Source organism: Pandoraea anhela, from assembly GCF_902459655.1.
Classification (GTDB): domain Bacteria; phylum Pseudomonadota; class Gammaproteobacteria; order Burkholderiales; family Burkholderiaceae; genus Pandoraea; species Pandoraea anhela.
Genome location: NZ_CABPSB010000005.1, coordinates 80,505 through 106,853, shown reverse-complemented (window position 1 = coordinate 106,853; position 26,349 = coordinate 80,505). Strand labels below are relative to the sequence as shown.

The 26,349-nt window shown below is 64.9% G+C and carries 19 protein-coding genes; 12 read left to right on the top strand and 7 right to left on the bottom strand.

Annotated features, from left to right (window positions below; genetic code table 11):
* The first annotated feature begins 89 nt into the window (after positions 1 to 89).
* The gene (glnE, locus tag PAN31108_RS09390; protein WP_150668601.1) at positions 90 to 2,966 is read left to right on the top strand and encodes a bifunctional [glutamate--ammonia ligase]-adenylyl-L-tyrosine phosphorylase/[glutamate--ammonia-ligase] adenylyltransferase; all 2,877 of its coding nucleotides are present in this window, start codon (positions 90 to 92) and stop codon (positions 2,964 to 2,966) included.
* A 170-nt stretch (positions 2,967 to 3,136) separates the two neighbouring features.
* Here glnE and recN read toward each other — a convergent pair whose 3' ends face one another.
* Positions 3,137 to 4,801 carry a DNA repair protein RecN gene (gene recN / locus PAN31108_RS09385; RefSeq protein ID WP_150668600.1) on the bottom strand — a complete coding sequence of 555 codons (1,665 nt, stop codon included), beginning with the start codon at positions 4,799 to 4,801 and terminating at the stop codon, positions 3,137 to 3,139.
* 23 nt (positions 4,802 to 4,824) lie between these two features.
* Positions 4,825 to 5,733, bottom strand: a complete 909-nt coding sequence (locus PAN31108_RS09380; protein ID WP_150668599.1) for an NAD kinase — start codon at positions 5,731 to 5,733, stop codon at positions 4,825 to 4,827.
* A gap of 117 nt (positions 5,734 to 5,850) precedes the next feature.
* On the opposite strand from PAN31108_RS09380, the gene hrcA reads away from it, so the two are divergent.
* The 4 genes from hrcA to PAN31108_RS09360 all read left to right on the top strand — a co-directional run bounded on the left by hrcA (position 5,851) and on the right by PAN31108_RS09360 (position 11,552).
* Positions 5,851 to 6,879 carry a heat-inducible transcriptional repressor HrcA gene (gene hrcA / locus PAN31108_RS09375; protein ID WP_150668598.1) on the top strand — a complete coding sequence of 343 codons (1,029 nt, stop codon included), beginning with the start codon at positions 5,851 to 5,853 and terminating at the stop codon, positions 6,877 to 6,879.
* Between the two features lie 276 nt (positions 6,880 to 7,155).
* Positions 7,156 to 9,807, top strand: coding sequence for a DUF6600 domain-containing protein (locus tag PAN31108_RS09370; protein ID WP_150668597.1), 2,652 nt, complete (start codon positions 7,156 to 7,158; stop codon positions 9,805 to 9,807).
* 153 nt (positions 9,808 to 9,960) lie between these two features.
* A complete protein-coding gene (hemH, locus tag PAN31108_RS09365) occupies positions 9,961 to 11,154 on the top strand; it encodes a ferrochelatase (protein WP_150668596.1) in 1,194 nt (397 codons plus the stop codon).
* A complete protein-coding gene (locus PAN31108_RS09360) occupies positions 11,151 to 11,552 on the top strand; it encodes an RNA-binding S4 domain-containing protein (protein WP_150668595.1) in 402 nt (133 codons plus the stop codon). The genes hemH and PAN31108_RS09360 overlap by 4 nt, the downstream gene beginning before the upstream one ends.
* A gap of 176 nt (positions 11,553 to 11,728) precedes the next feature.
* Here the strand turns inward: PAN31108_RS09360 and PAN31108_RS09355 are convergent, their stop codons facing one another.
* Positions 11,729 to 11,923 carry a hypothetical protein gene (locus tag PAN31108_RS09355; protein WP_306440137.1) on the bottom strand — a complete coding sequence of 65 codons (195 nt, stop codon included), beginning with the start codon at positions 11,921 to 11,923 and terminating at the stop codon, positions 11,729 to 11,731.
* Between the two features lie 307 nt (positions 11,924 to 12,230).
* On the opposite strand from PAN31108_RS09355, the gene grpE reads away from it, so the two are divergent.
* From grpE to PAN31108_RS09330, 5 genes are all read left to right on the top strand, one after another.
* A complete protein-coding gene (gene grpE / locus PAN31108_RS09350; protein WP_150668594.1) occupies positions 12,231 to 12,776 on the top strand; it encodes a nucleotide exchange factor GrpE in 546 nt (181 codons plus the stop codon).
* Positions 12,777 to 12,955: 179 nt separating this feature from the next.
* The gene (locus PAN31108_RS09345) at positions 12,956 to 13,384 is read left to right on the top strand and encodes a thioredoxin family protein (protein ID WP_150668593.1); all 429 of its coding nucleotides are present in this window, start codon (positions 12,956 to 12,958) and stop codon (positions 13,382 to 13,384) included.
* 96 nt (positions 13,385 to 13,480) lie between these two features.
* The gene (gene dnaK, locus PAN31108_RS09340; RefSeq protein ID WP_150668592.1) at positions 13,481 to 15,406 is read left to right on the top strand and encodes a molecular chaperone DnaK; all 1,926 of its coding nucleotides are present in this window, start codon (positions 13,481 to 13,483) and stop codon (positions 15,404 to 15,406) included.
* Positions 15,407 to 15,533: 127 nt separating this feature from the next.
* Positions 15,534 to 16,676: a molecular chaperone DnaJ gene (gene dnaJ, locus PAN31108_RS09335; RefSeq protein ID WP_069342006.1), complete on the top strand. Its 1,143-nt coding sequence runs from the start codon at positions 15,534 to 15,536 to the stop codon at positions 16,674 to 16,676.
* A gap of 4 nt (positions 16,677 to 16,680) precedes the next feature.
* On the top strand, positions 16,681 to 18,615 hold the full coding sequence (locus PAN31108_RS09330; RefSeq protein WP_150668591.1) for a chorismate-binding protein: 1,935 nt from the start codon (positions 16,681 to 16,683) through the stop codon (positions 18,613 to 18,615).
* 43 nt (positions 18,616 to 18,658) lie between these two features.
* Here the strand turns inward: PAN31108_RS09330 and PAN31108_RS09325 are convergent, their stop codons facing one another.
* From PAN31108_RS09325 to PAN31108_RS09315, 3 genes are all read right to left on the bottom strand, one after another.
* Entirely contained in the window at positions 18,659 to 19,696 is a 1,038-nt protein-coding gene (locus PAN31108_RS09325; RefSeq protein ID WP_150668590.1) for an ABC transporter substrate-binding protein, read from the bottom strand.
* A 104-nt stretch (positions 19,697 to 19,800) separates the two neighbouring features.
* Entirely contained in the window at positions 19,801 to 20,697 is an 897-nt protein-coding gene (locus tag PAN31108_RS09320) for an ABC transporter permease (protein WP_150668764.1), read from the bottom strand.
* Between the two features lie 47 nt (positions 20,698 to 20,744).
* Complete coding sequence (locus PAN31108_RS09315; protein ID WP_150668589.1) at positions 20,745 to 21,557, bottom strand: ABC transporter ATP-binding protein; 813 nt, start codon at positions 21,555 to 21,557, stop codon at positions 20,745 to 20,747.
* Positions 21,558 to 21,898: 341 nt separating this feature from the next.
* Here PAN31108_RS09315 and PAN31108_RS09310 point away from each other — a divergent pair, with 341 nt between their 5' ends.
* Both PAN31108_RS09310 and PAN31108_RS09305 read left to right on the top strand, forming a co-directional pair.
* Entirely contained in the window at positions 21,899 to 22,561 is a 663-nt protein-coding gene (locus PAN31108_RS09310) for a response regulator transcription factor (RefSeq protein ID WP_150668588.1), read from the top strand.
* On the top strand, positions 22,558 to 23,931 hold the full coding sequence (locus PAN31108_RS09305) for a sensor histidine kinase (RefSeq protein WP_150668587.1): 1,374 nt from the start codon (positions 22,558 to 22,560) through the stop codon (positions 23,929 to 23,931). Before PAN31108_RS09310 ends, PAN31108_RS09305 begins: the two co-directional genes overlap by 4 nt.
* Before the next feature lie 52 nt (positions 23,932 to 23,983).
* On the opposite strand, the gene PAN31108_RS09300 is transcribed toward PAN31108_RS09305, so the two are convergent.
* Entirely contained in the window at positions 23,984 to 26,194 is a 2,211-nt protein-coding gene (locus tag PAN31108_RS09300; protein ID WP_150668586.1) for an NEL-type E3 ubiquitin ligase domain-containing protein, read from the bottom strand.
* Between the last annotated feature and the right edge of the window lie 155 nt (positions 26,195 to 26,349).

Here is a 26,349-nt window from a genome sequence, read left to right as displayed (position 1 = left end):
GGGCGAAACAGACGTGTGATCCGGCGTTTCATCGCGCCCGGGTAAGCATGCGAAAGTCTCTTCATCCTTTGCTGACCGGAACCCCGCCAGTGAGTTCACCCGAAATCCCAACCGATATTCAGTCCTACTCGCGATACGCCGCCCGCATGCTCGCGAGTCGCCCCGCGCTGGCCGAGGCGTTGCCGTCGCTCGCCGAGCATCCGGTGGACGCCCGCTGGCTCGCCCGCCGCTTCGAAGCCATCACGGGCACGTTGCTGTCGCCACCCGAGCAGCCGTGGGGCGCGACCGGTCTGGACGAAGCGACGCTCGCGCGGGCCCTGCGCGTACTGCGCGTGGAGGCGCTTTGCGCCGTCATGCAGCGCGATCTGGATGGCCGCGCCGAGTTGTCCGAAGTGACCGAGGCCATGACGGCGCTGGCCGAGTTCGCCGTGCAGGCGGGCATTGCCGTGCTCTCGCGCGAACTCGAAGCGATTCACGGCGTGCCGCGCAACGCCGAAGGGGAGCGTCAGACGCTCGGTGTGGTCGGCATGGGCAAGCTCGGCGGGCGCGAACTCAACGTCTCGTCCGATATCGACCTGATCTTCCTGTATGAGGACGACGGCGACACCACCCCGCCCGACGACGCCGATCCCGCCGCCGCGAGCCGTCTGCGTTTGCTGTCGAACCACGAGTTCTTCACCAAGCTCGGGCGCAAGCTGATCGGGCTGATCTCCGAACTGACGCCGGACGGCTATGTGTTTCGCGTGGACATGCGTCTGCGCCCGAACGGCGATTCGGGGCCGCTCGTGTGCAGCCTGCCGATGCTGGAAGAGTATTTCTACGTGCAGGGCCGCGAGTGGGAGCGCTACGCGTGGATCAAGGGGCGTCTCGTGTCCGAACTCGCGAGCGAGCCGGGCAAGCGTGTCGAGCGGCTGCTCACGTCGCTAGTGCAGCCGTTCGTCTTCCGTCGCTATCTGGATTACGGCGTGATCGGCGCGATTCGTGCGCTGCACGAGCAGATTCGCCATGAGGCCGAGCGCCGCGCACGCGCCAAACCGGCTCGCATCAACGATATCAAGCTCGGGCGCGGCGGCATTCGCGAAGTCGAGTTCTCGGCACAGGTATTCCAGCTGATTCGCGGCGGGCAGGAGCCGGAACTGCGCGTGCGGCCCACGCTTGCCGTGCTCGGCGTGGCGGCGCGGCGCGGCTGGCTGGCGCAAAACGTGGCCGAAGCCCTGGCGAACGCCTACGCCTTCCTGCGCAAGCTCGAACACCGGATTCAATACCTGGACGATGCGCAGACACACATCCTGCCCGCCACCGGCGAGGACCGTCTCGCTGTGGCGCGCGCCATGGGATTCCCCGACGAAGCGACGTTCATGACGGTGCTCGATGAGCATCGCGAATTCGTCGCCGGTCAGTTCGACGAGATTTTCGCGGACAAGGCCAATGGCGGCGGGCAGAAGGGGAAAGCGGCGTCCGGCGCATCGGGCACGGGCGATTGCGAGTGTCCGCCGGAGTTGTGGAGCGAATGTCTGGCGGACGAAGCCCAGACGGGCGATCTCGGCAATCAGTTGACGCGTCTGGGCTTCACCGACGCCGAAAGCGCGCTCGACCGCCTGCGCGCCGTGTGGACATCGTCACGCTACAAGGCGCTGGGCGAGATCAGCCGACGACGCTTCGATCAACTCGTGCAGCGCGCCGTCGAAGGTGCGGCAGGCACGGACGAGGCGGACGCCGTGCTCGCCCGCATGCTCGATCTGCTCTCCACGATCAGCCGTCGCAGTTCCTATCTGGCGCTGCTCACCGAGTATCCTCGCGCGCTCGAGCGCGTGGTCAAGGTGCTCGCAGGGTCGCGCTGGGCGGCGGGGTATCTGATCAGCCATCCGCAACTGCTCGACGAACTGCTCGACGACGAAGCGCTCGCCGCTCCGTTCGACTGGCCGTCGTTCAAGACGCAATTGCTGCTGAGCCTGAACGCGGCGGGCGCGGCGGGCAACGTCGAAGTGCAGATGGACATTTTGCGTCGAGCGCATCACGCGGAAGTCTTCCGCATTCTGCTGCTCGATTTGCAGGGCACCTTGTCGGTCGAGGCCATCGGCGACCGTCTGTCGGAACTGGCGGACATCATCGTCGACGTGACGCTCTCGACCGTCTGGCCGCACGTGGCGACGCGTCATCGCGAAGTCCCGCGCTTTTCGGTCATCGCCTACGGCAAGCTCGGCGGCAAGGAGCTGGGCTACGCGTCGGACCTCGATCTGATCTTCCTGTACGACGATGACGACGAGCATGCGCCGGACGCCTACGCGGCGCTCGCCCGTCGCTTCGTCACGTGGCTCACCACGCACACGGGCGCGGGCATGCTCTTCGACGTCGATCTGCGGTTGCGTCCGAACGGGCTGTCCGGTTTGCTGGTGACGAACATCGAGAGCTTCCGTCAGTATCAGTTCCGTGAAGGCAATGCCAACACGGCGTGGGTCTGGGAGCATCAGGCGCTCACGCGCGCGCGGTTCTGTGCGGGCGACGAGACCATCGGTGCGGCATTCGAGGACATTCGGGCACAGGTGCTGGCCACGCCGCGCGAGGCGCTGCCGCTCGCGCAGGAAATCGTGGCGATGCGCCGCAAGGTGCTCGAAGGGCATCCGAACCCTACGAAGCTGTTCGATCTGAAGCACGACCGGGGCGGCATGGTGGATATCGAATTCACCGTGCAGTATCTGGTGCTGCTGCACTCGGGCGCGCACCCGGCGCTGTTGCGCAATGCAGGCAACATCGCATTGCTGCGCGAAGCGGCAGGGCTCGGCCTGATCGACGCGAAGCTCGCCGAGGACGCGGGGGCGGCCTATCGGACGTATCGCAAACGTCAGCACAAGTTGCGTCTGGACGGCGTGGAGGCGGCGCGCGTGCCGGCTGCCGACATCGAGGCGGAGCGCGATGCGGTGATGGCGCTTTGGGATTCGGTATTCGCGTCCGCCGGGCCAGTCTGACGCTTCGGCGTTGCGTGAAAGTTTACGGGCGGCCGATGATTCGCCGCTCGTTTTCAATGGCGTGGGGCAGGTCCCGCCGCATCAGCATGTCTGCCGGGACGCGCCCGAGTCGTGGGACGTCGTGCGATATTTTGAGATGCGTGAGATGCCCTGGCCCGCCGGGCCGTCCTTCAGAGCGCCAGCATCTCCCGCGCATGCTTGCGCGTCGTGGCGGTAATCTCGACCCCACCGAGCATGCGTGCAATCTCCTCGACCCGCTCGCTGCGCCCGAGCGGTTCGATTTCGCTCATCGTCGTGTCGCCATCGCTGCGCTTGCTCACGCGCAGATGCTGATGGCCGAGTGCGGCGACCTGCGGCAAGTGCGTGACGCACAACACCTGCCGTCCCTGACCCAGCTCTCGCAGCAGACGGCCGACCACTTCCGCGACGGCGCCGCCGATGCCCGAGTCGACTTCGTCGAAGATCAGCGTCGGCGTGAGACTTGCGCTGCTGGCGATGACCTGCAAGGCGAGGCTGATGCGGGCGAGTTCGCCGCCCGAGGCGACTTTGGCGAGCGGGCGCGTCGGCACGCCCGGGTGGCCCGCAACGAGGAATTCGACCGTCTCCAGACCGAACGACTGTGGCTCGGGTGTGGGCGTGAGCGCGACTTCGAAGCGTCCGCCGGGCATCGACAGGTCTTGCATCGCGCGTGTGACTTCGCGCGCGAGCGACGCCGCCGCCCTGGCGCGCGCCTTGGACAGGTCCTTGGCGAGTTTGAGATAGGTCGCGTGCGCCGCGTCGGCCGCCGCTTGCATGGCGGCCGTGTCTGCCGACGCCGTCAATTCTTCCAGCTGCGCGCGTCGCTCGGCCAGTTCCGCAGGCAACTGCTCGGGGGTGACGCGGAACTTGCGGGCGGCGGAATGCAAAGCGTCGAGACGTTGCTCGACCACGGCAAGCCGCTCCGGATCGAGGTCGATGCGCTGCGCGTAATGCGTGAGCGAGTGAACCGCTTCGCGAAGTTGAATCTCGGCCGGTTCGAGCGCGGCGAGCGTATCGGCAAGGCCCGCGTCGATCTCCGCCAGTTCGCGGATCTGATGCACCACGTGCCCGAGCGACGGGACGATGGCCCCATCCGCTTCGGCCAGGGCGTCGAGCGCGCCTTGTACGCCGTTGATGAGACTCGCCGCGTGAGAGAGCCGGCGGTGTTCGGCGCTCACGTCGTCCCACTCGCCTTCCTGCGGATTGAGCTTGTCGAGTTCCGACGTCTGCCATTCGAGACGCTCGCGCTCCAGTTGCAGTTCGCGGTCGCGGCCATGCGCCTCCTCGCAACGCTTCACGAGGCGACGCCACTCCTTGTGGGCGGCGGCGGCATCGGCGGCAAGGCCGGTGGCGCCCGCATGGGAGTCGAGCAACCGGCGCTGTGCGTCCGGACGCAGCAGTTGCTGGTGCGCGTGCTGTCCGTGAATGTCGACGAGCATCTCCCCGAGTTCGCGCAGTTGCGCGAGGGTGGCGGGCGTGCCGTTGATGAAGGCGCGGGAGCGTCCGCCGGCGTCGAGTACGCGACGCAGCAGCACGCCGCCGTGTTCTTCGAGGGTGAGCGCCTGCGCCTGAAGCCACGCTTCGAGGTCGGGACGCGCTTCGGCGTCCGCAGCGAACTCGGCGGTGATGTCGGCGCGCGTCTGCCCGTTGCGCACCATGCTGGTGTCGCCGCGCTCGCCCATCGCGAGCGCCAGCGCATCGATCAGAATCGATTTGCCCGCGCCGGTCTCCCCCGAGAACACGGTGAAACCGGCGGAGAATTCCAGATCGAGACGATCGACGATCACGAAATCGCGAATCGAGAGACTGCGTAGCATGGGATGTCGGGTGAGGCGTGAAGTCAGTTCTGCGGCGTATCTTCGTCGGAGATATGCTCGTTCCAGTGCAGCTTGCGGCGCAGGGTGGCGTAGTAGTTGTAACCGACCGGGTGCAGGAACGTCACCTGATGCTCCGAGCGGCCGACCAGGATCTTGTCGCCCTGGCGCAGTTCGGCGAACGACTGCATGTCGAAGTTTGCGCCGACCTCGCGTCCGCCCGTGATCGTGATGACGATGTCGCTCGAATCGGGCAGCACGATCGGCCGGTTGGACAGCGCATGCGGTGCGATCGGCACGAGCACCACGCCGCCCAGGCGCGGGTGCAGGATCGGGCCGGTGGCGGACAGCGCGTACGCCGTCGAGCCGGTGGGCGTGGCGACGATCAGGCCGTCCGAGCGCTGCTTGTACATGAAGCGGCCGTCGACGTCGACACGCAGCTCGACCATGCCGGAGATGCCCGAACGGTTCACGACCACGTCGTTGAACGCCAGTGTCTCGAAGAGGGTCTGGCCGTCGCGCTCGATGCGTGCGGCCAGCAGCGTGCGCTGTTCGGCTTCGAAGTGCCCTTCGAGCATGGCGGGCACGACCTGCCGCATTTCGTCGAGCGGAATGTCGGTGATGAAGCCCACACGTCCGTGGTTCACCCCGATGAGCGGGACCCTGGCGGCGGCGAGCTGTCGGCCGACGCCGAGCATCGTGCCGTCGCCCCCGACCACCACGGCCACATCGGCCTGTGTGGCGATTTCCTGAATGTCGAGCGTGCCGTACGGATCGGCGCCGGCGCCGATGTTGTGCGCGGTATCGCGCTCGAAGACGACGTGATGCCCACGCTGGGCAATGCATGCCGCAAGCGTGAGCAATGGTTCGGCGACGCCGTCGGCATGGTACTTCCCGACGAGCGCCACGGTCTTGAAGGGGCTCCCAGTTTTCATGCCGCCATTACACCATAAGTCGATGACAGCAACCATCGCCACGCACGGCCTGCAACGGTTCGCGTACCGGCGTTCACCGTGCGCCGCGTACCTACGTTTCGCGTTACAATTTTTGCCATGCTAGATCAACGTGCGCAAACGCTTCTCAAAACCCTGATCGAACGGTACATCGCGGATGGCCAGCCGGTCGGCTCGCGCACGCTCTCGCGTTTTTCGGGACTCGATCTGTCCCCGGCGACGATCCGCAACGTCATGGCCGACCTCGAGGCGCTGGGCTTCGTCGCCAGCCCGCATACGTCGGCCGGGCGCGTGCCCACGCCGCGCGCCTATCGCCTGTTCGTCGACACGATGCTCTCGGTTCGCCCGCTCGAAGAGGCCGTGCACCATCTGGCCTCGCAAGTGCAGACGAGCTTGCAACCCGCCGGGCCTCAGCAACTGGTCGCGTCCGCCGCGCAGGTGCTCTCGCATTTGTCGCAGTTCGCGGGCGTGGTGCTCACCCCGCGCCGCAGCCAGACCTTCCGTCATATCGAATTCCTGCGGCTGTCCGACAAGCGCGTGTTGCTGATCATCGTCACGCCCGACGGCGACGTGCAGAACCGTATCATTCTGACGGAAAAGGATTATTCCCCGGCGCAACTGGTCGAGGCGGCAAACTATCTGAACGCCAACTTCGGCGGTCACAGTTTCGACGACGTGCGCACTTACTTGCGCGGCGAACTCGATGCCCTGCGCTCGGACATGAGTGCGCTGATGCAGGCGGCCGTGCAGGCTGGCAGCGACGCGATGGCCGACACCACGCGCGAGAGCGTGCTGATTTCGGGGGAGCGCAATCTGCTGGGCGTGGAAGACCTCTCGTCGAACATGGAGCGGCTGCGCAAGCTGTTCGACGTGTTCGAGTCCAAGACCGGGCTGCTGCAATTGCTCGACGTGTCGAGCCGGGCGTCCGGCGTGCAGATTTTCATCGGCGGCGAGTCCAGCCTCGTGCCCATCGAAGAGATGACGGTCGTCACCGCTCCGTACGAAGTCGACGGTCAGGTCGTGGGCACGCTCGGCGTGATCGGGCCGACGCGCATGGCCTACGAGCGCGTGATTCCCATCGTCGATATCACCGCCAAGCTGCTCTCCAACGCGCTCAGCCAGCACTGAGGCAACGCTCAGACCGCGCTGAGACCGCGCTCAGGCCGCCCGCTTATGCACCGCCAGGGCGCGATCAGTCGCCATCGAAGCGCCTCGCTTTCGGTTACAAACCCGTAGCATTCCTTTACACGCTGTCACACGCGGTGGGCTTACGCTCGAAGCGTCCCTTGTGGCGAGGCGGTCGTCGTTCGACGCTGGATGCCTCCCAGAGGATTCGGACAGAGCAACACGGTGGCGGATCGACGCCACGCACGGCGTGCCTATCGAAAAGGGCCCGGAGTGTTTATGAATTCCCTGATTTCCTGGTGGACGACGGTTTATGCGACGCGTTCGATTCGTTCGATTCGTTCGGTTCGTGCGGTCAGCGTCGGGCTGGCGCTGAGCGTGCTCGGCGCGGCGGGGTTGCCCGCCGTGGCGCAGGCGCAGAGCGCCGACCCGCCGGGGCGCGTGGCCCGGCTGAGCGAGTTTGACGGCACCGTCACCTACGCTTCCCCTGCTTCCTCCACGCCCTCCGGTAACAGCGAGTGGCGTTACGCCGATCGTAACCGGCCGCTCACCACGGGCGACGCCATTTGGGTCGACCGCAACAGCCGCGCCGAGATGCACGTGGGCGGCACGGCGGTGCGCATGGGGGCGTCGACAAGTGTGACGCTCTCGGCGGTGACCGACGAGAATGTGCAACTGAACGTAACGCAGGGCACGGTGGGCGTGCGCCTTCGCAGCTTCGACCCGAATCGGCCTTACGAGATCGATACGCCGAATCTCGCGTTCGTGCCGACGCAGGCCGGCGAGTACCGTGTCGATGTCGATCCGAACGGCGTGACCACGGTAAGCGTGTGGCGCGGTGCGGGGACGGCTTACGGTCAAGGCGCGTCGGTGCCGCTCCAGCAGGGGCAGCGCGTGGCGTTCGTGGGTCAGAACCTGACGCAGCAGCCGACCGGACCGCTCGTGACCGACGTCTTCGATCGATGGATGCGCGATCGCGAAGCCCGGGAAGACGCCTCCGTCTCCGCGCGTTATGTCCCGCGCGACATGACCGGTTTCGAGAGTCTGGACGACTACGGTTCGTGGCAGGAGACCCCGAGCTACGGCGCGGTGTGGGTGCCGTCGAACGTGCCGTCGGGCTGGGCGCCTTATCGCACGGGCCACTGGGTGTGGGTCGATCCGTGGGGCTGGACGTGGGTGGACGATGCCCCGTGGGGCTTCGCGCCTTATCACTATGGACGCTGGGCTTACGTCGATGCGCGCTGGTGCTGGGTGCCGGGGCCGGTGGCGGTACGTCCGGTGTACGCGCCGGCGCTGGTCGGCTGGGTCGGGGGCAACAGTGGTGGCAATCAGTGGGGGGTGACGTTCGCTGCGGGCGGCGTCGGGCTCGCATGGTTCGCCCTTGGCCCGCACGATCCGTATCGTCCGGCGTATCACGCCAGTTCGTCTTACGTCACGAACATCAATCGCTCGACGATCGTGCGTACGACCAATATCACCAATAACGTCAACGTCAACAACGTGTATGTGAACCAGCACGTGCGCGGCGCGGTGTCGACGATGCCGGCGCAGGCGTTCGTGCAGGGACGCCCGGTCGGCGCCCCGGCCGCGCTGGCCGCGCCGCCGCGTGGCGCGCAGACCTGGCGCGTGGGCAACACACCGGGCGTGGCGCCGGTGCAGCAGAGTGTGCTCGGCAGCAGCCGACCGGCCGCGGGTGCGCCTCCGGCGGGCGTGTTCAACCGCCAAGTGCTCGCGACGCGTGCGCCGGCCGCCCGCAGCGCGCCGTCGCGCGAACTGACGAGCCGTCTGCAGACGGTGCCGAACGCTGGCGGTGCGCCGCTGCTGTTCGGGCAGAACGGCCAGCAGGTTCGCCATTTGGGGGCAGACCGCCCGAACGGGCCGACGCAAGTTGCGCCGCGTGTGACCGTCGTCAGTACGCGCGGGCCGGTGGGCGCACCGATTGGGCCGAATGGGGTGAATGGTGCGCTGCCGGCGCAGCCGGCATTGGCGCCAACGGGGGCAGTCGGCGCGACGCCCGCGCACGGCGCGCTTGCGCCAACGGGGGCCGTCCCGCCGATGTATGGTGTACCGGGTGTACCGGGCGTGCCCGGCCAGCCGGGAGTACCGGGCGCTCCGGGCGCTCCGGGCCATACCGGCATGCCGGGGCAGCCCGGTGTACCTGGAATGCCGGGTGTGCCGAACGAGCCAGGCTATCCCGCCTATCCGGGGCACGGCAATTATCAGAATCGTCCGGGGCAGCCGGCGGTGTCGTCCCAGCCGGGCGACCTTAATGAGCGGTCGGAGCGGTCGGAGCGGTCGGAGCGGTCGGGGCAGGCGGTGTCATCCGGGGTGCCGCATCCGCCGGGTGTCGTCGGCCAAGGTCAGCCCGGTGCCCACATGGAATCGCCGCAGTCCGTTCCGCAACCGGGGCACGAGGCGGCCCAGCGCGACATGCAGTCCCGTCGCCAGCCGCCGCAAGCCCCGGCTTTGCCTGATGCCCCTGCTGCCACTGTGGCGCCTGCGCAAGCGCGTGGGGCGCAGCCGACGCCACCGGTGGACACCGCGCGGCGTGCGCAGCCTGACACCACCGAGCCGGCCCGCCGCCCTCAGCAGTGGCAGACGGCACCGCGTCCGGAGCCGCAGCCCTTCCAACAACGTCCGCAACCGCAGATCGAGCGTGCACAGCCGCGCACCGAACCGCAGACGGAGCGCGTGCCGCCTGCGCCGAGACCCCAACCGCAGCCGGAGCGTCCGCAGGCTCAGCCGCATCCGCAACCGCAACCGCAACCGCAGCCGCAGCCGCAGCCGCAACCGCAGCCGCAACCGCAGGAGCGCCCCCAGCCGGCACCACGTGACAGCCGTCCGGATGGCGCGCATGGGGCGGTTCACCGCGACGAACACCCCAGTGCGGAGCGTCGTCCGACTCAGGCGGGCGGGGATCGGCGCGCCTGATCGTGCGCCCAAACTCAACGCGTCGTTGCGATGGGCGGACATCTTCCATGGGGGCGATGCGTTGGCCATTGGCCGGCCTCGCGCCCATGCCGGCCGTCATGTCACGCATGCCGCACACCGGATTCGCCGTCTGTTTGCGGTAAAGTACGCTCCATGCGCTTCGATCCAGAACCCATTTCGCATGGCCAGTCCGGCAAAACCGCCGTACTGCTGATCAACCTCGGCACGCCCGACGAGCCGCGTCCTGCGGCCGTGCGCCGATACTTGCGCGAGTTCCTCTCGGATCCGCGCGTCGTGGAAATCCCGCCCTGGGTGTGGCAACCGCTGCTGCGGCTGGTCATTTTGCCGTTCCGCTCCCGCGCGTCCGCGCAGAAGTACGCAACGGTCTGGACCCGCGACGGCTCGCCGCTCAAAGTGAACACCGAGCATCAGACGAATGCGCTGCGCGCGCTGCTGCATGCGAACGACTACGACGTCGTGGTCGACTACGCCATGCGCTACGGCAATCCGTCGATTCCGGAGCGCATTCGTGCGCTGCGCCAGAACGGTGTCGAGCGGATTCTCGTTCTGCCGCTGTATCCGCAGTATTCCAGCAGCACCACGGCCACCGCCAGCGACGCGGTTTTCCGCGTGCTCGGTCGTCTGCGCAATCAGCCCGACGTGCGCACCGTGCGGGACTATCACGATCATCCCGCCTACATCGAGGCGCTGCGCCAGCAGGTCGAAGGTTACTGGCAGCAGCACGGCCGGCCCGACTTCGCCGCCGGCGAGCGCCTGCTGTTGAGCTTTCATGGCGTGCCGCGCCGCACGCTCGATCTCGGCGATCCGTATCACGATCAGTGCGTGAAGACGGCGCGTCTGCTTGCGGCGGCGCTCGGTCTGGACGAGACCACCTGCCGTCTCACGTTCCAGTCGCGTTTCGGCAAGGCCGAGTGGCTGCAGCCGTACACCGCGCCGACGCTCGAAGAGTTGGGCCGGGGCGGCACGCCGCGTGTGGACGTGTTCTGCCCGGGCTTCACGTCCGACTGTCTCGAAACGCTCGAAGAAATCAACATGGAAGCCCGCCACACGTATCTCGGCGCGGGGGGCAAGTCGTTCCACTTCATCCCCTGCCTGAACGGCGCGAGCGCATGGATCACGGCGCTGGGCGAGATCGCCGCGCGACATCTGCAAGGCTGGCCGGTGCTGTCCCCGCAGGGTGAGGCCGAAGCCTCTGCGGCGGCGGTGGCGTCGACCCGCCAGCGCCAGGTCGCGGCGGTGGCGGCCTTCGAGGAAGCCAGTGCGGCCGCCGCTGCGGCTGCTCAGGAACCGATGCAAAGTCAGGGTGAGCAGGGAGCACGTCCGTGACGGTCAAGGTCGACGATTCTCCGCACGCCGCGACGCGGATCGACAAATGGCTGTGGGCAGCGCGTTTCTTCAAGACGCGTTCGCTGGCCACGCAGGCGGTCGACCGGGGGCGTGTGTTGTGCAACGAAACGCGGGTCAAGCCGGCGCGCGACGTACGCCCGGGCGATCTGGTGTCGGTGGACAACGGCAGCACCCGCTGGGAAGTGCGGGTGAAGGCGATCGCGGAAGTCCGCGGCTCGGCGCCCGTGGCGCAGTCGCTGTATGAAGAGACGGAAGCCAGCATTCAGGCACGTGCTGACGAGAGTGAGCGCAAACGTCTTTATCAGGAGCCCGCCGCGCAGATGCACGGGCGTCCGACCAAGCGGGACCGCCGGCGTCTTGGTGGCATGGGCGAGTAGGCCGGACGACGTTCGCGAGTCTGCCGCCGCTTTCAATGCCCGAAGGAACGCCGCCGCTGGCGAGGCGCACAGCGGCGGGCGGGGGAGGGAGCGGAAATCTGTGGTCCCGCGACCGGCGGAACCTTCCGGGGAACGGCACCGCGCACGACCGCAAGGGTCATGCACCCCGGAGACGATCAACGCGATGGGATTCCGGTACTCGAACTCGACGAATGCCCCGGCATGCCCGGCATTTCCACAAAGTGATGCAGCACGGCCCGCACGCCACCGTACTCGGTGTCGCGCCGGGTCACGGCGCCGGACAAGCAGATCGTAATCGTTACCGTCGTCACCAACGCAAGGATGAAGACAACAGCCAGTGGCAGCTTCATGATGCGCTCCTTAAAAACACTACACCGGACGAGAGGGTGTCCGGTGAGCGGCCGGGCCCGGAGATCGAACAAGGCACTTCCATCAACCGGACCGTAATTCATGTTAGGTCGCAGCAACGGCCGATACAATAGAGGACTCGTAACGCGTGTAACCGGATATTTATCGGTACACCGCGCGCACCGGCATGGCGCATAGGATGCCCGCCAGCTCTTGAAATCGGTGTGAACGTCCCTACTATCCGAAGGGATTTGAACCGGCGGCGCATCGTCGTGGTGCGCTGCAAGAACCTTTTGACGACTCAAGCTCATGACTGAACAGCAAAACACCCCCGATCAGCCGATTCCGTCCCAGGCCGAAGCGGCCCCGACCGACGCTGCGGGCGCGAACGACGCGCTGCCCTCGGTCGAGGCGCAGCTTCAGGCGGCTCAGGCTGAAGCGGCCGGACTGCGTGACGAAGCGCTGCGCGCCCGCGCCGAGATGGAAAACGTTCGCCGCCGCGCGGAAGAGGAAGTGGCCAAGGCCCGTAAATTCGCCGTCGAGAGTTTCGCGGAGAACCTCCTGCCGGTCATCGACAGCCTGGAAGCTGCCGCCGCCGACAAGAGCGGCGACGTGGCCAAACTACAGGAAGGTGTCGCCCTGACCCTGCGCCAACTGGTCTCCGCGCTGGAGCGCAGCAAGGTCTCGGTCATCGACCCGGTCGGCGCGAAGTTCGATCCGCATCAACATCAGGCCATCTCGATGGTCCCGGCCGATCAGGAGCCGAATACCGTCGTGGCCGTGCTGCAAAAGGGTTATCTGATCGCCGACCGCGTGCTGCGTCCGGCGCTGGTGACTGTCGCGGCAGGCAAGTAATCTCGACGCCATCCGGCCGGTCGGCGTCCGGTGCCCGGGGTTGCGCCATACCATCATGGCAAGCTTCGGATTTCCGGCGTACGTGGCGCGATGGCGCGATGGCGGGCACGGGCGGCGGCGTCAGTCCCGATCAGGCTGACACGGCCGCCGGGGCAGAGGGACATCAGGGACTTACCATCATGGCAGGCGATCTGGCGGGCATGACAGGTGTGGACGGCACGGCATTCGAGGCGTTTTCGATGCGCGAGCTGACCGCCGGGACGTTCGACGACGGGCTGCGCGCGGCGGGGGACGACCTTGCCGTCGTGTTCTTCTGGGGCGTCGACTGTTTCAACTGCGAGGTCGCCAAGAGGACCATGCTGGCGCAACGTGAAGCCATCGAAGCACTGGGCTTGCGCTGGTTTCACGCCAATGTCTACGCCGACATGGCGCTCGGACGACGCTTCGCCTTGCATGGCGTCCCCACGTTTTTCTTCTTCCATGAAGGAAAGAAGCTGGGCCGGGCGACTGGCTGGCAGGGCCTGCCCCAGTTCCGGCTGGCGGTGGCCGCGGCTCGCGAAAAGATCGCGGCGGCGGGGGGCAAAACCGGACCGAAAGAAGGGTCTTGAAATGTTCCCGGCTGCACCCATATCTCGTGCAGATCAATGAATTGAATGGGCAACAGGCCCAACGCAAAGACGCAAAGGACGCTAGGAGAAATTAATATGGGCAAAATCATCGGTATCGACTTGGGCACCACGAACTCGTGCGTGGCCGTCATGGAAGGCAATCAGGTCAAGATCATCGAAAATGCGGAAGGGGCTCGCACCACGCCGTCGATCATCGCCTACATGGATGACGGCGAGATCCTCGTCGGCGCGCCGGCCAAGCGCCAGGCCGTGACCAATCCGAAGAACACGCTGTACGCTGTCAAGCGCCTGATCGGCCGTCGCTTCGAAGAAAAGGAAGTGCAGAAGGACATCTCGCTGATGCCCTACAAGATCGTCAAGGCCGACAACGGCGACGCCTGGGTGGAAGCGCGCGACCAGAAGCTGGCCCCGCCGCAGATTTCCGCCGAAGTGCTGCGCAAGATGAAGAAGACCGCCGAGGACTACCTGGGCGAGCCGGTCACGGAAGCCGTGATCACGGTGCCGGCCTACTTCAACGACAGTCAGCGCCAGGCCACGAAGGACGCCGGCCGCATCGCCGGTCTGGAAGTCAAGCGCATCATCAACGAGCCGACGGCAGCCGCACTGGCATTCGGTCTGGACAAGAAGGAAGGCGGCGACCGCAAGATCGCGGTGTATGACCTGGGTGGCGGCACGTTCGACATCTCGATCATCGAAATCGCGGATGTGGACGGCGAACACCAGTTCGAAGTGCTGTCGACCAACGGCGACACGTTCCTGGGCGGTGAAGACTTCGACCAGCGCATCATCGACTACATCATCGGCGAGTTCAAGAAGGAACAAGGCGTCGATCTGTCGAAGGACGTGCTGGCGCTGCAACGCCTGAAGGAAGCCGCCGAAAAGGCCAAGATCGAACTGTCGTCGAGCCAGCAGACCGAAATCAACCTGCCGTACATCACGGCAGACGCTTCGGGTCCGAAGCACTTGAACCTGAAGATCACGCGCGCCAAGCTCGAAGCGCTGGTCGAAGACCTGATCGCACGCACGATCGAACCGTGCCGCACCGCCATCAAGGATGCCGGCGTGAAGGTCAGCGACATCGACGACGTGATTCTGGTCGGCGGTATGACGCGTATGCCGAAGGTGCAGGAGAAGGTCAAGGAGTTCTTCGGCAAGGATCCGCGCAAGGACGTGAACCCGGATGAAGCCGTGGCCGCAGGCGCCTCGATTCAGGGCTCGGTCCTCTCGGGCGACCGTAAGGACGTGCTGCTGCTCGACGTGACCCCGCTCTCGCTCGGTATCGAGACGCTGGGCGGCGTGATGACGAAGATGATCGCGAAGAACACCACGATCCCGACGAAGCACTCGCAAGTGTTCTCGACGGCGGACGACAACCAGCCGGCCGTGACGATCAAGGTGTATCAGGGTGAGCGTGAGATGGCCGCCGGCAACAAGTCGCTTGGCGAGTTCAATCTTGAAGGCATTCCGCCCGCCGCTCGCGGCACGCCGCAAATCGAAGTGACCTTCGACATCGACGCGAACGGCATTCTGCACGTTGGCGCGAAGGACAAGGCAACCGGCAAGGAGAACAAGATCGTCATCAAGGCGAACTCGGGCCTGTCGGACGCCGAGATCGAGCAAATGGTGAAGGACGCCGAGCTCAACGCCGAAGAAGACAAGAAGGCGCGCGAGCTGGCCGACGCCCGTAACCAGGGCGACGCGCTGGTGCACAGCACCCGCAAGGCGCTGACCGAGTACGGCGACAAGGTCGAAGCTTCGGAGAAGGAAGCCATCGAGTCGGCCATCACGGCACTGGAAGAAGCGCTGCGCGGTTCGGACAAGGCGGAAATCGACGCCAAGGTCGAAGCGCTCGGTACCGCCAGCCAGAAGCTCGGCGAGAAGATGTATGCCGACATGCAGGCGCAAGCCGGTGCTGCGGGTGCCGCAGGCGCCGAGCAAGGCAAGCCGCATGACGATAACGTCGTCGACGCCGAAGTGAAGGAAGTCAACGACAAGAAGTAAAGCGTGCATGGCGCGCGGGGCCCCTTCGGGGCCTTCGCGTGTGGGCCGGGTATCGAAGTTCTCCGTCAGGGGAAGGTCGACCCGGCTTTTTGCCTGATGGCGACGTGCGCCAACATTGGAAAGAGTTATGGCCAAACGTGATTACTACGAAGTCCTTGGCGTTGCCAAGAACGCCTCGGACGACGAGATCAAGAAGGCGTATCGCAAGCTGGCGATGAAGTACCACCCGGACCGTAATCCGGACAGCAAGGACGCCGAAGACAAGTTCAAAGAGGTCAAAGAGGCTTACGAGATGCTCTCCGAGCCGGAGAAGCGCGCGGCCTACGATCAGTACGGTCATGCGGGCGTGGACCCGAGCATGGGCGGCTTTGGGGGGGCGGGCGGTCAGGGCTTCGGTGGCTTCGCGGATGCATTCGGCGACATCTTCGGCGACATCTTCGGCCAGGGTGGCCCCGGCGGTCGTGGCGGCCGCGGTGGTCCGCAGGTGTATCGCGGTGCGGATCTGCGCTACAACATGGAGATCACGCTCGAACAGGCTGCGAACGGTTTCGATACGCAGATTCGCGTGCCGAGCTGGGAAGAGTGCGAAGTCTGTCACGGCAACGGTGCGAAGCCGGGGACCAAGCCCGAGACCTGCCCGACCTGTAACGGTGCGGGTTCGGTGCGCATGTCTCAGGGTTTCTTCAGCGTTCAGCAAACCTGCCCGAAGTGCCACGGCACCGGCTCGTACATTCCCGAGCCGTGCACGAACTGTCACGGTTCGGGCAAGATCAAGAAGACCAAGACGCTGGAGATCAAGATCCCGGCGGGTATCGAAGACGGTATGCGTATCCGTTCGTCCGGCAACGGCGAACCGGGCGTGAACGGCGGTCCGGCCGGCGACCTGTATGTGGAAATCCATATCAAGGCGCACAACGTGTTCGAGCGCGACGGCGACGATCTGCACTGCCAGATGCCGATTTCGTTCGCGACGGCGGCATTGGGCGGCGACATCGACGCGCCGACGCTGCACGGCAAGGCGACCTTCGAGGTGCCGGAAGGCACCCAGACGGGCAAGACGTTCCGCCTGCGCGGCAAGGGCATCAAGGGCTTGCGTGCGAGCTATCCGGGGGATCTGTACGTGCATGTGCAGGTCGAGACGCCGGTCAAGCTCAACGATGCCCAGAAGCAAATGCTGCGCGACTTCGATGCATCCCTGAAGGAGGGCGGTGCGCGTCACAGCCCGCAGTCGAAGGGCTGGTTCGACCGCGTGAAGCAGTTCTTCGAGTAATTTCATGCAAACTGAAGCGCCTTTCGCCGCGTTCGCGCTGTTGGACGACAGCGCGGGCCCGGTCGGTGGGGCGCGTCTGTATACCGGGCTCGTACGCGAGGTGACTTGCGACGAGCCCGGTGTGCTTTCGGACGCGCTTCGCGAAGTGGAAGACGCGACGCGTCGCGGGCTTCACGCCGTACTGCTGGCCGACTATGAATTCGGCGTGCGTGCGTGCGGCGTGCATACGGTGGCGACGCGTCGCGCACCGGGGCAATTCCGCGCGCTGCTGTTCGCAGATTTGCAACGGCTCGACGCCGCACAAACGCTGGCGTGGCTTGCGCGTCAGGACGCGGTGTGCGGGGGCGCGCATGCCGCTGCGGAATCGCCGCAGGCATCGACGGCGCTCGCAGCCCCCGGCGTGGCAGGAATTGCCGCGTTGCAAGCAGACGTGAGCGGTGCGGCATTCGACGATGCCATCTCACGCATCCACGAATGGCTCTCGCAAGGCGAGTGCTATCAAATCAACTACACCTATCGCCTGAACTTCGACGTATTCGGCTCGCCCGTCGCGCTATATCGTCGATTGCGTGCGCGTCAGCCGGTGCCCTACGGCGCACTGATCATGCTGCCCGGCGCCAAGGGGACAGGAATGTCGGGGCGGGCCATTCTCTCGTTGTCGCCCGAATTGTTCCTGCGCCATTCGCGAGGCCAGATCGAGGCGCGTCCGATGAAGGGCACGGCGCCGGCGTGTGGCGACGCACTCATCGATGCACAGCGCAGCGCAGCGCTTGCGGCAGACGACAAGAACCGCGCCGAGAATCTGATGATCGTCGACCTGCTGCGCAACGATCTCGGTCGTCTCGCCATTCCGGGCTCGGTCAAGGTCCCGAAGCTGTTCGAGGTGACGCGTTTCGCAAGCGTATTGCAAATGACGTCCACGGTGACGGCGGCGCTGCCGGACACCGTCACGCTTGCCGACGTGCTACGCGCACTCTTCCCCTGCGGCTCGATCACCGGCGCGCCTAAGCATCGCACGATGCAGTTGATCGGCGAGCTGGAAGTGTCGCCGCGCGGCTTGTATACCGGGGCGATCGGCTGGCTCGACGCGCGCCAGGACGATCCGCACGCGCTGGGTGACTGCTGCCTGTCGGTCGCCATCCGCACGCTCGAACTCGACGCGCCGGATGGACGCGGCATGCGTCGCGGACGACTCGGGGTGGGCGCGGGCATCGTGCTCGACAGCCAAGCGGCGGAAGAGCGTGAGGAGTGCAAACTCAAGGCGCGTTTCCTGAGTGCGCTCGACCCCGGCTTCGAGATCTTCGAGACGATGCAGGCGACGCGTATCTCCGGCGTGGCGCATCTTGCTCGGCATCTGGCGCGCATGCGCGCGTCGGCCCGATACTTCGGGTTCCGGTTCGACGAAACCGCCGTGCGCGAGCCACTGGACGCCATTGTCGCGACCCTGAACGAGGACGACGTGCACCGCGTGCGTCTCGCGTTGTCGCACGACGGCACAGTGACAATCACGCACGGCGCGCTCAAACCGCTCCCGGGTAGCGGCGTCACGGTGTTGCTGGCCGACGCCGGGAGCCCGACACGCGCGGACGATTTGTTCCTGCGCCACAAGACCACGGTGCGCGCACGTTACGACGCCGCATGGAAAGCCGCCGAAGCGCAGGGGGCGTTCGACGTGCTGTTCTTCAACGATCGGGGCGAACTGACCGAGGGCGGACGCAGTTCCGTTTTCGTCAAACGCCATGGCATCTGGACGACGCCGCCATTGTCCTCGGGGGTGTTGCCCGGTGTGATGCGGGGCGTCATGCTCGACGATCCGGCCTGGGCCGCTGTGGAAGCCGTCATCACGCGTGAGGACTTGCTGTCGGCACAGGCCGTCGTCGTCTGCAATGCGCTGCGTGGCGCCTTGCCCGCCACGCTGTCGGCTACGGTCGCTGTCTGACGCTCGCGCGGGGGATGGCCCGCACGCCGTGGCCCCTCCCGCTTTAACTCCCCTGACGTGCCGCCATCTGCGGCACGAACAGATCGCTCCACTTCGCCGGACGCGTCTTGATCGTGCCCGCGCGTCCCATGAACTCCACGTACTGCATCAGCCCGTTAGGCGTCGTCGTGAATTGCAGACCGGGGTCGGCCAGCATCTGTTCGATCTCGGCCTGTGGCAGGTTCATCTTCGATACGCGCAGGAATGTCTGTGCGGCGCCCACGCGATCTTTTGCGATATAGGTCGCCGCCTCCTCCTGCGCGGCCAGAATCGCCTGCACCAGCTTCGGATTCTGCACGGTGAACTGCTTCGGTGCGAATACGACGTCGATGGTTATATTGCCGAGGACGTCCGTCGAATTCAGCACGCGCTTGATGCGCGGGTCCTTCACTTCCTGATAGGAGAACGGCGGTGAGGTGAAGTGTGCCGTGATCTCCGTTTTGCCCGAGAGCAGCGCGCTCACGGCTTCCGGATGACTCAGGCTGACCGTCTGCGGATCGAGCTTGGCATAGTTCTCGATGCCGAACGTTTTGGCCACGGCCATTTGCAGCAGCACGGCGGAGAGCGACGTCTTGATGCCCGGAATCGCAATCTTGTCCTTCGGCGTGAAGTCCTTGAGCGACTTGATGTTCGGATTGTTCGTATTGAGCCAGAGCGGCCCGGTCGAGAGCGCCGACAGGCCGATCACTTCGGAGCGCGGAATGCCGTGCGCCTTCGACCACAGCGTGACGAAGCCCGGCGCACCGGTGCCCGCCACATCGAGATTGCCGGCGAGCATGGCGTCGTTGATGACATTGCCGCCGTCGAGAATCGTCCAGGTCGTCTTCACGTCGCCCAGCCCGAGCGCTTTTGCGTGCTTCTCGACGAGGTGCTGGTCGCGCATGACCATCAACGGCAGATAGAGAATGCCGTAACCGTGCGAGAGGCGCACGGTGCTCGCTTCGGCATGTGCGACATTGCCTAGCGGGGCGAGCATGGAGAGCGCTGTTGTGGCAGCGAGCGCGAGGGCACTGGCCCAGCGGGCGAGGTTGCGTCGATTCATGGTGATGTCGTCTCCGGTCTTTCTTGACTCAGGTTGGAATTATTCATCAGACGGGTAAAGGGCCGTCAATCGGACGCCGCCGAAAATCCGGCCCTATTCGCGTGTCAGTGCTGCATCCCCCATCGATGCAACGTGCGCTTCTCGATGCGTGCGAACAGCAGGTTCTCGACCGCGAGGCCGATCAGAATCACGAAGAACAGTCCGGCGAAAACGTTGGCTGTCTCCAGCGAGTTACGGTTCTCGAAGATGTACCAGCCCAGACCGCCGGATCCCGACGACACGCCGAACACGAGTTCGGCGGCGATCAGCGTGCGCCATGCGAAGGCCCAGCCCACTTTCAGGCCGGTCAGAATGCTCGGGAAGGCCGCCGGAATCAGCACGTGCTGCACGAGCGCAAAGCGCTTCAGGCCGTAGTTCTGCCCGACCATGCGCAATGTCTTCGATACGCCGCGGAAGCCGCTATGCGTGTTGAGCGCCACGGCCCACAATACCGAGTGCACGAGCACGAAGATCACGCTGCCATTGCCGAGGCCGAACCAGATGAGCGCGAGCGGCAGCAACGCGATGGCGGGCAACGGGTTGAACATGGCGGTGAGCGTCTCGAGCAGGTCGTTGCCGATCTTCGAGCTGATGGCCACCGTCGTGAGCACCGCAGCGAGCGCGATCCCGATGCCGTAACCGATCAGCAACGTCTTGAGCGAGACGGCTGCACGCAACAGCAGCACGCCGCTCGTCAGCCCGCTCGTGAAGGCGGCAACGGTATCGGTGAAGCTCGGAAAAAGCAGGGCGTTATCGAGCCAGCGTCCGTAGATTTCCCAGATGATGGCGAGCACGCACAGGATGACCGTCTTGCGCAGCCAGCTCAGGCGATAGAGCGTTTCGAACGTGGAGAGCGGGCGCTGAATCGATGACAGTTCGGCCTGCACCGGCTCCAGCACGAACTCCGGACGGTAGACCGGCTCGATGGGCGCGTTCGATGTCTTGACCGCATTGGACGACATGGCACGTTGCGAAGGATGCGAAGGAATAGCGTTCATGGCCGTCATCCTCAGTGAGTGGCGAACAGGAGTTGATCGATGCGTGTCTCAAGCTCGCTTTGCTGCGCGGTGCCGAGGTGCTCCGGGCCGATGCTGTTGAGTTCGGCCTTGACCTGACCCGGGTGAGGCGAGAGCAGCAAGATACGTGTGCCGATGCGAATCGCCTCATCGATGCCGTGCGTGACGAACAGCACCGTGAAGCGGGTGTCGTCCCACAGGCGCAGCAATTCGTCCTGCATCTTGCGGCGGGTGAGCGCGTCGAGCGCGGCGAACGGCTCGTCCATGAGCAGCACGTCCGGCTCCATCGCCATGCCGCGCGCGATCGACACGCGCTGCTTCATGCCGCCCGAGAGCGTATGCGGATAGCTGTCGATGAACTTCGCGAGGCCGACTTTCTCGATGTAATGCGCGGCGCGCTCGGCGGCTTCGCGTCCCTTCAGACGACCGCTGGCGATGAGTGCGAATTCGACGTTCTGACGCACCGTCTTCCACGGCAGCAACTGGTCGAACTCCTGAAAGACCATCATGCGGTCCGGGCCGGGCTCGCTGATCGCGCGGCCCTTGAGACGGATTTCGCCGTGCACCGGCGGCAGATACCCGCCGATGGCCTTGAGCAACGTCGACTTGCCGCAGCCCGAAGGGCCGAGCAGCACGAAACGGTCGCCCGGATACACGTTGAAGCTCACTTGCTGCGCGGCAGTGACGAGGTAATCGTCGGTTTTGTACTGAAGGGTGACGCCGTCGATTTCGAGCAATGGCGGCACTGCGGACGAAGTTGTCCCGGCAGCGCCCGCATGGGGGGCTGCATCCTGTGCATGAGGCATTGCATGTCTCCTGGAAGGTACTTTTATAATCGGCTCGATACTAAGTACCGAACCTGTAGCCAACCTGACATCCCGCACGGCCATCGCCCGAATTCAGGGGAAACACTGAGGAAGACGCGCACGAATTGCGACAGAATGCCGTGACGATCCCGCAAGGCCGTGCCCGAACCCCCGGCCCCCCGGTCTGGCCCGGTTCAGCCCGGTTTGCCCGGGCTCGCAGCGGCGAACCGGTGGTCGGCCCACACAGAGCGCAGGATGGCGCCACGCACGCCATCCGACGTGCAACGAACGCAACAGAGAAAAGCACGCAAGCCGCGCCGAAGGAAGGAGACACCCAAACCATGCGCATCATGCTGGTGGAAGACACTGCCGATGTCGCCGAAGCGATAGCCACCCAACTGCGCAAGCTCGGCCATGCCCTCGACTGCGAGACGGACGGCGCGGCGGCCGCCGCCCGCATCGGCGACGATTACGATCTGCTGATCCTCGACGTCATGCTGCCGCACGTCGACGGCTTCGAATTGCTCAAGCGTGTGCGCGAGCGCGGCTTGTCCACGCGCGTGCTGATGCTCACCGCCTGTGCGGAGATCGAGGAACGCGTGCGAGCGCTCGATCTCGGCGCAGACGATTACCTCACCAAACCCTTCGATTTTCGCGAACTGGAGGCGCGCGTGCGGGCGCTCATGCGCCGCACGGGACAGGACGCCACCAACCGTCTGACCTGCGCGAACCTCACGCTCGATCGCAAGAGCCGCAGTGTCGAAGTGGATGGGCAACCGATCGAACTGACGCGACGCGAAGTGACGCTGCTGGAAATTCTGGCGGGACGTCCGGGCCGCATCTTCGGCAAAGATGAACTCATGGATCGTCTGTACGGAGACGAACTTGCGCCGAATGCGAACGCCATCGAGCAATACGTTGCCCGTCTTCGCAAGAAGCTGGCGGCAGCGCACTTCCAGATTCGCACGCTGCGCGGGCTGGGGTATCAACTCGTGCTGTCATGATCGTTCCGGGCCGCTCTCTCTATCTACGCCTCGTCATTCGCATGGGGGCAGTGCTCGCGTTTGCCGTGGTCGCCGTGCTGCTCGGCATCTGGTTATCAACGCGTTCGGCCGTCGACCGGGCATACGATCGCTGGCTGCTCGGCAGCGCGTTGCAGGTCGCCGAAAATACCTGGTATCAGAACGGGGAGGTGAATGTCGACGTGCCGCTCGCCGCGTTCTCAGCGCTCGCGCCGGGCGATCAGATTTTCTACACCGTACTCGATCCGAACGGTCGCTCGGTCGCCGGCGACTCTGAGTTCCGTCCGCCGATTCCGTGGGACAAGCTCGCGGACGGGCCCATCGTGCTGGACGGCACCTATCAGGAAATGCCGGTTCGCATCGCCATCGTCGGGCGTCGCATGCCGGTGAGTGCTGCGCATCCGTGGGCCGTCGTCGCGCTCGCTCACACGCAGAACGCGCGGGTGCGTTTCACGCGCGGGCTGGCCGACAACACGTTGCTCATCACCATCGCCACCGGGGTGCTGACGATGCTCGCGGCCCTGTGGACCTTGCGTCAGGCGCTCGCGCCCCTCAAGCAGATCGAAGCGGCGATACGCGAGCGCGATTCCAACGATCTCGTGCCGCTTGCCGTGACGGTGCCGGCGGAGACGCTTGCGCTCGTGGGGGCGATCAACGACTTCATGCGGCGACTGGCGACATCACGCGCGTTGATGCGTCGCGTGATCGGCGATGCGGCACATCAGTTGCGAACCCCGGTGACGGCGCTCACTGCGCAGGCCGAGATGCTGAGTCAAACGCAGGACGAAGCCGCGCGACAGACGCATATCGCCCGCATTCAGAAGCAGGCGCGCGGGCTGGGCAGCCTCATCCATCAGTTGATCAATCACGCGATGGTGCAGCATCGTGCCGAGAGTGTGGCGCCGGCGCCGGTCGATCTGAATGCGCTACTGCAGACGGCGATGCGCGAAACGCTTTCCTACGCCACCCGGGATATCGACGTGGCGCTCAATGCGCCCGACGATCCGTGCATGATTGTTGGCGACGCCCTGAGCCTGCGCGAAGCGGTCAAGAATGTATTGATGAATGCGTTGGCCTATGGCGCACCGCATCGTTTGCATGTCGATGTCACGCGTGCGGACGATCAGTGGCATCTACGCTTTTTCGACGATGGTCCCGGTATCCCGGAGTCGGAATGGCAGCGGGTGCGCACGCCCTTCTCGGCGCGTGCCGACGGACGCGAGGGCGCGAGCCTCGGCCTGGCGATGGTCGCAGAGGTCGTCCACGCTCATGGAGGAAAGATGACGTTCGAGCGCATGGACGGCGAAGGCTTCGCCGTCATACTGACGTTGCCGGTAGCGGCTTGCGTGTGAAAGACGCAGGCGAAATGGGGCCCGCCGCACAATCACGGTGACGATACCTCGCTCAATGCCGCGCAAATCGCCGGGCGACCAACGCGCCAAAGACGTCGGGAGCGGAGCCATGCGCCAGCCGCTGTTGTGCGGCCTCGAACTCTCCTGGCCACCGACGTTTGATGGCTTGCTGAACGGCCGGGGAACGGGCGAGAAAGGTCGGAAATTCGGATTCCCGTTGCCGTATGACGTGATGGTAGGCATGCGAAAGCGTCGCGCCGGCGATGCCCGGTACCTCAAAATCGCGCATATCCGTCGTGTCCACGTGCAATGACAACATCTCGCGCAATTTCACCTGGAGTGCCAGATACCCCTCGGTTTTCACGAGGTGAGGCATCGTCACGGTGAGGTTGCGAACCAAGCGTTCCAGAACGTCCAGATCGAACAGGCCGCGCATCACCACACCGAGGGTGTCCGGACGCGCATCGTAATCGCCTCGGGCCACCTCGTATGTCAACGTCTCGTGTTGCATCGTTCGGTAGATCGATGTGACGTCTTCGTCGGATGCAGTGGACGAGCCCCGACTCTGAGGCAGCACATCGTCGCGAAGTGCGCAGTCGGTTCGCAGGCGCGTCAGCCATGCGCTGAACCCTGAGCGAAACGCTTCGCTCTCATAAAAAACCGTGCGCCGCAAGCTGTCCAGAAATGCCGAAAAATCACTGGCGTCAGCGTGCCCGGACAATGTGCGCCAGGATTCGCTGTGACGCAGCGGGCTTAACGGTGGGTACCAGTCGGATACGGCATCGATGATCGGGCGTACGCGGGGAGTGACGCGTGGTGCCATCGAGAAGTACGCCCGGGCGCCCGTCGGTGCTATCGATCGTTGCTTCCAATGCCCAATCGCCTGGGCGTCGATGGGGTTTCCAATCATGACGACGTCGGCCCAGCGCATTGACGCACCGCTGCTCGCATCGGGTCCCGGCTGCGATACGTCGATCTCGGCCGGAACGCCTCGCAGGCTGGCGATCGATGAGGGAATATAGGTGAATTGATTATGGGCGAGGTCCATAAGGTGCAATCGCGGCATATCCGGTAGTGCCGCAAGCGTGGATAGACGATTGCGCCCGAGCCTGATCGTGCGCACATTTTTCAGATGTCGAATGCGCGTGAGGGGGGATGCCGTCAGATCGTTATCCGCCAACACAAGGCTTGTTGCCGAGGGGAGCGACGGCGGCAGCTCGATTTGCCGGAGTACGGGGTTGTTTGTGATTTCGACATGTGCCAACGCTGAAGCGTCGCTATCTCGGATGTGCTGCGGCAACGCTTCGAGCGTGACGATACGAAGTTGCAAATTGCGGGAGATTTCGAGCGTTACGAGGGAGCGGCATTCGTGAGGAATGTGTATCGACTCTGCGCTGGATCCGATAATCGACAGCGATGTCGCAACAGGGATTACCGGTACCCGGAACATGCGCGGCAATCTGACACCGTTGAGCGACACGCGCGTGAGCTTCGGCACATCGACCGGCAGCTTGAGGGCAATGTCGCCGTCGATCCGCAGCGTGGTCAGTTGCGGCATGGCGTGCGGCAGTATCAGTTCGCGCCTTTTATCTGCGACGACGTCCAGGTTTTCAATGTGGTGCGGAATACTCGAGGGACCGTATAAGGCCAATACGTCGGCAGGCGCGACGCTCTCAAACGCCCAGGTGGGCGAGCGCCCTTCAAGAATGCGTGTCAGCGCAATACATCGCAGTTCGTTTGCCAGGTCGTTTCGACTGATTCCGTCGATTTGCCCGAACTTCGCGAGGTATTGCCTTGCGTCCTTCTGGGTGATGAACGCTCGGGCGCCCACGAGCATTTGGGCGGCAGAGTCGCCGATATCTATCGGTGAGTGAAGATATCGACAGAATTCAAACGGTGTACGGCCGGTCAGCGAACGCTGCTGGACGAGCGAGGCACGCGCGTGTCGGCCGTACTCGTCATTGGGAAAGTTGAATTTCAACAAGTAACGGCTCGCCGCGATTTCGTCATCGAATGCCCCTGCCTCCACCAGCGTCTGCGCCTGACGCAAACTTTGCGTGCGAAGCAAGCGCTGGCGGTGCAGCGAGTCCCGGAGACGTTGCGTCGGATCGGCGTTGCTGCACTGGCCGCGTTGAGATGCGCTGGCGACCATCGTGATGTTTTCGACGGGTACGTCTCGCGCGGCAGCAGGTTCCGACGACGAAGTCGATGCGTAGTGCCCAGCGGCGCGCGCTGCTACGGCACAGGGGAGAATGTTTGGCATTGGGGCGCGCACATTGACCGCGGAACGTGCAAATTGTTTTCGCGCCACGCTGAGGTGACTTTCAGAATTGGTTTGGGCTCGTCGTCAACCGCAGTGCGTCTTCCCAAACGACGATGCCCCCGAACCCGTCGGGGGCATGTCAGGGTGTTTCGGGG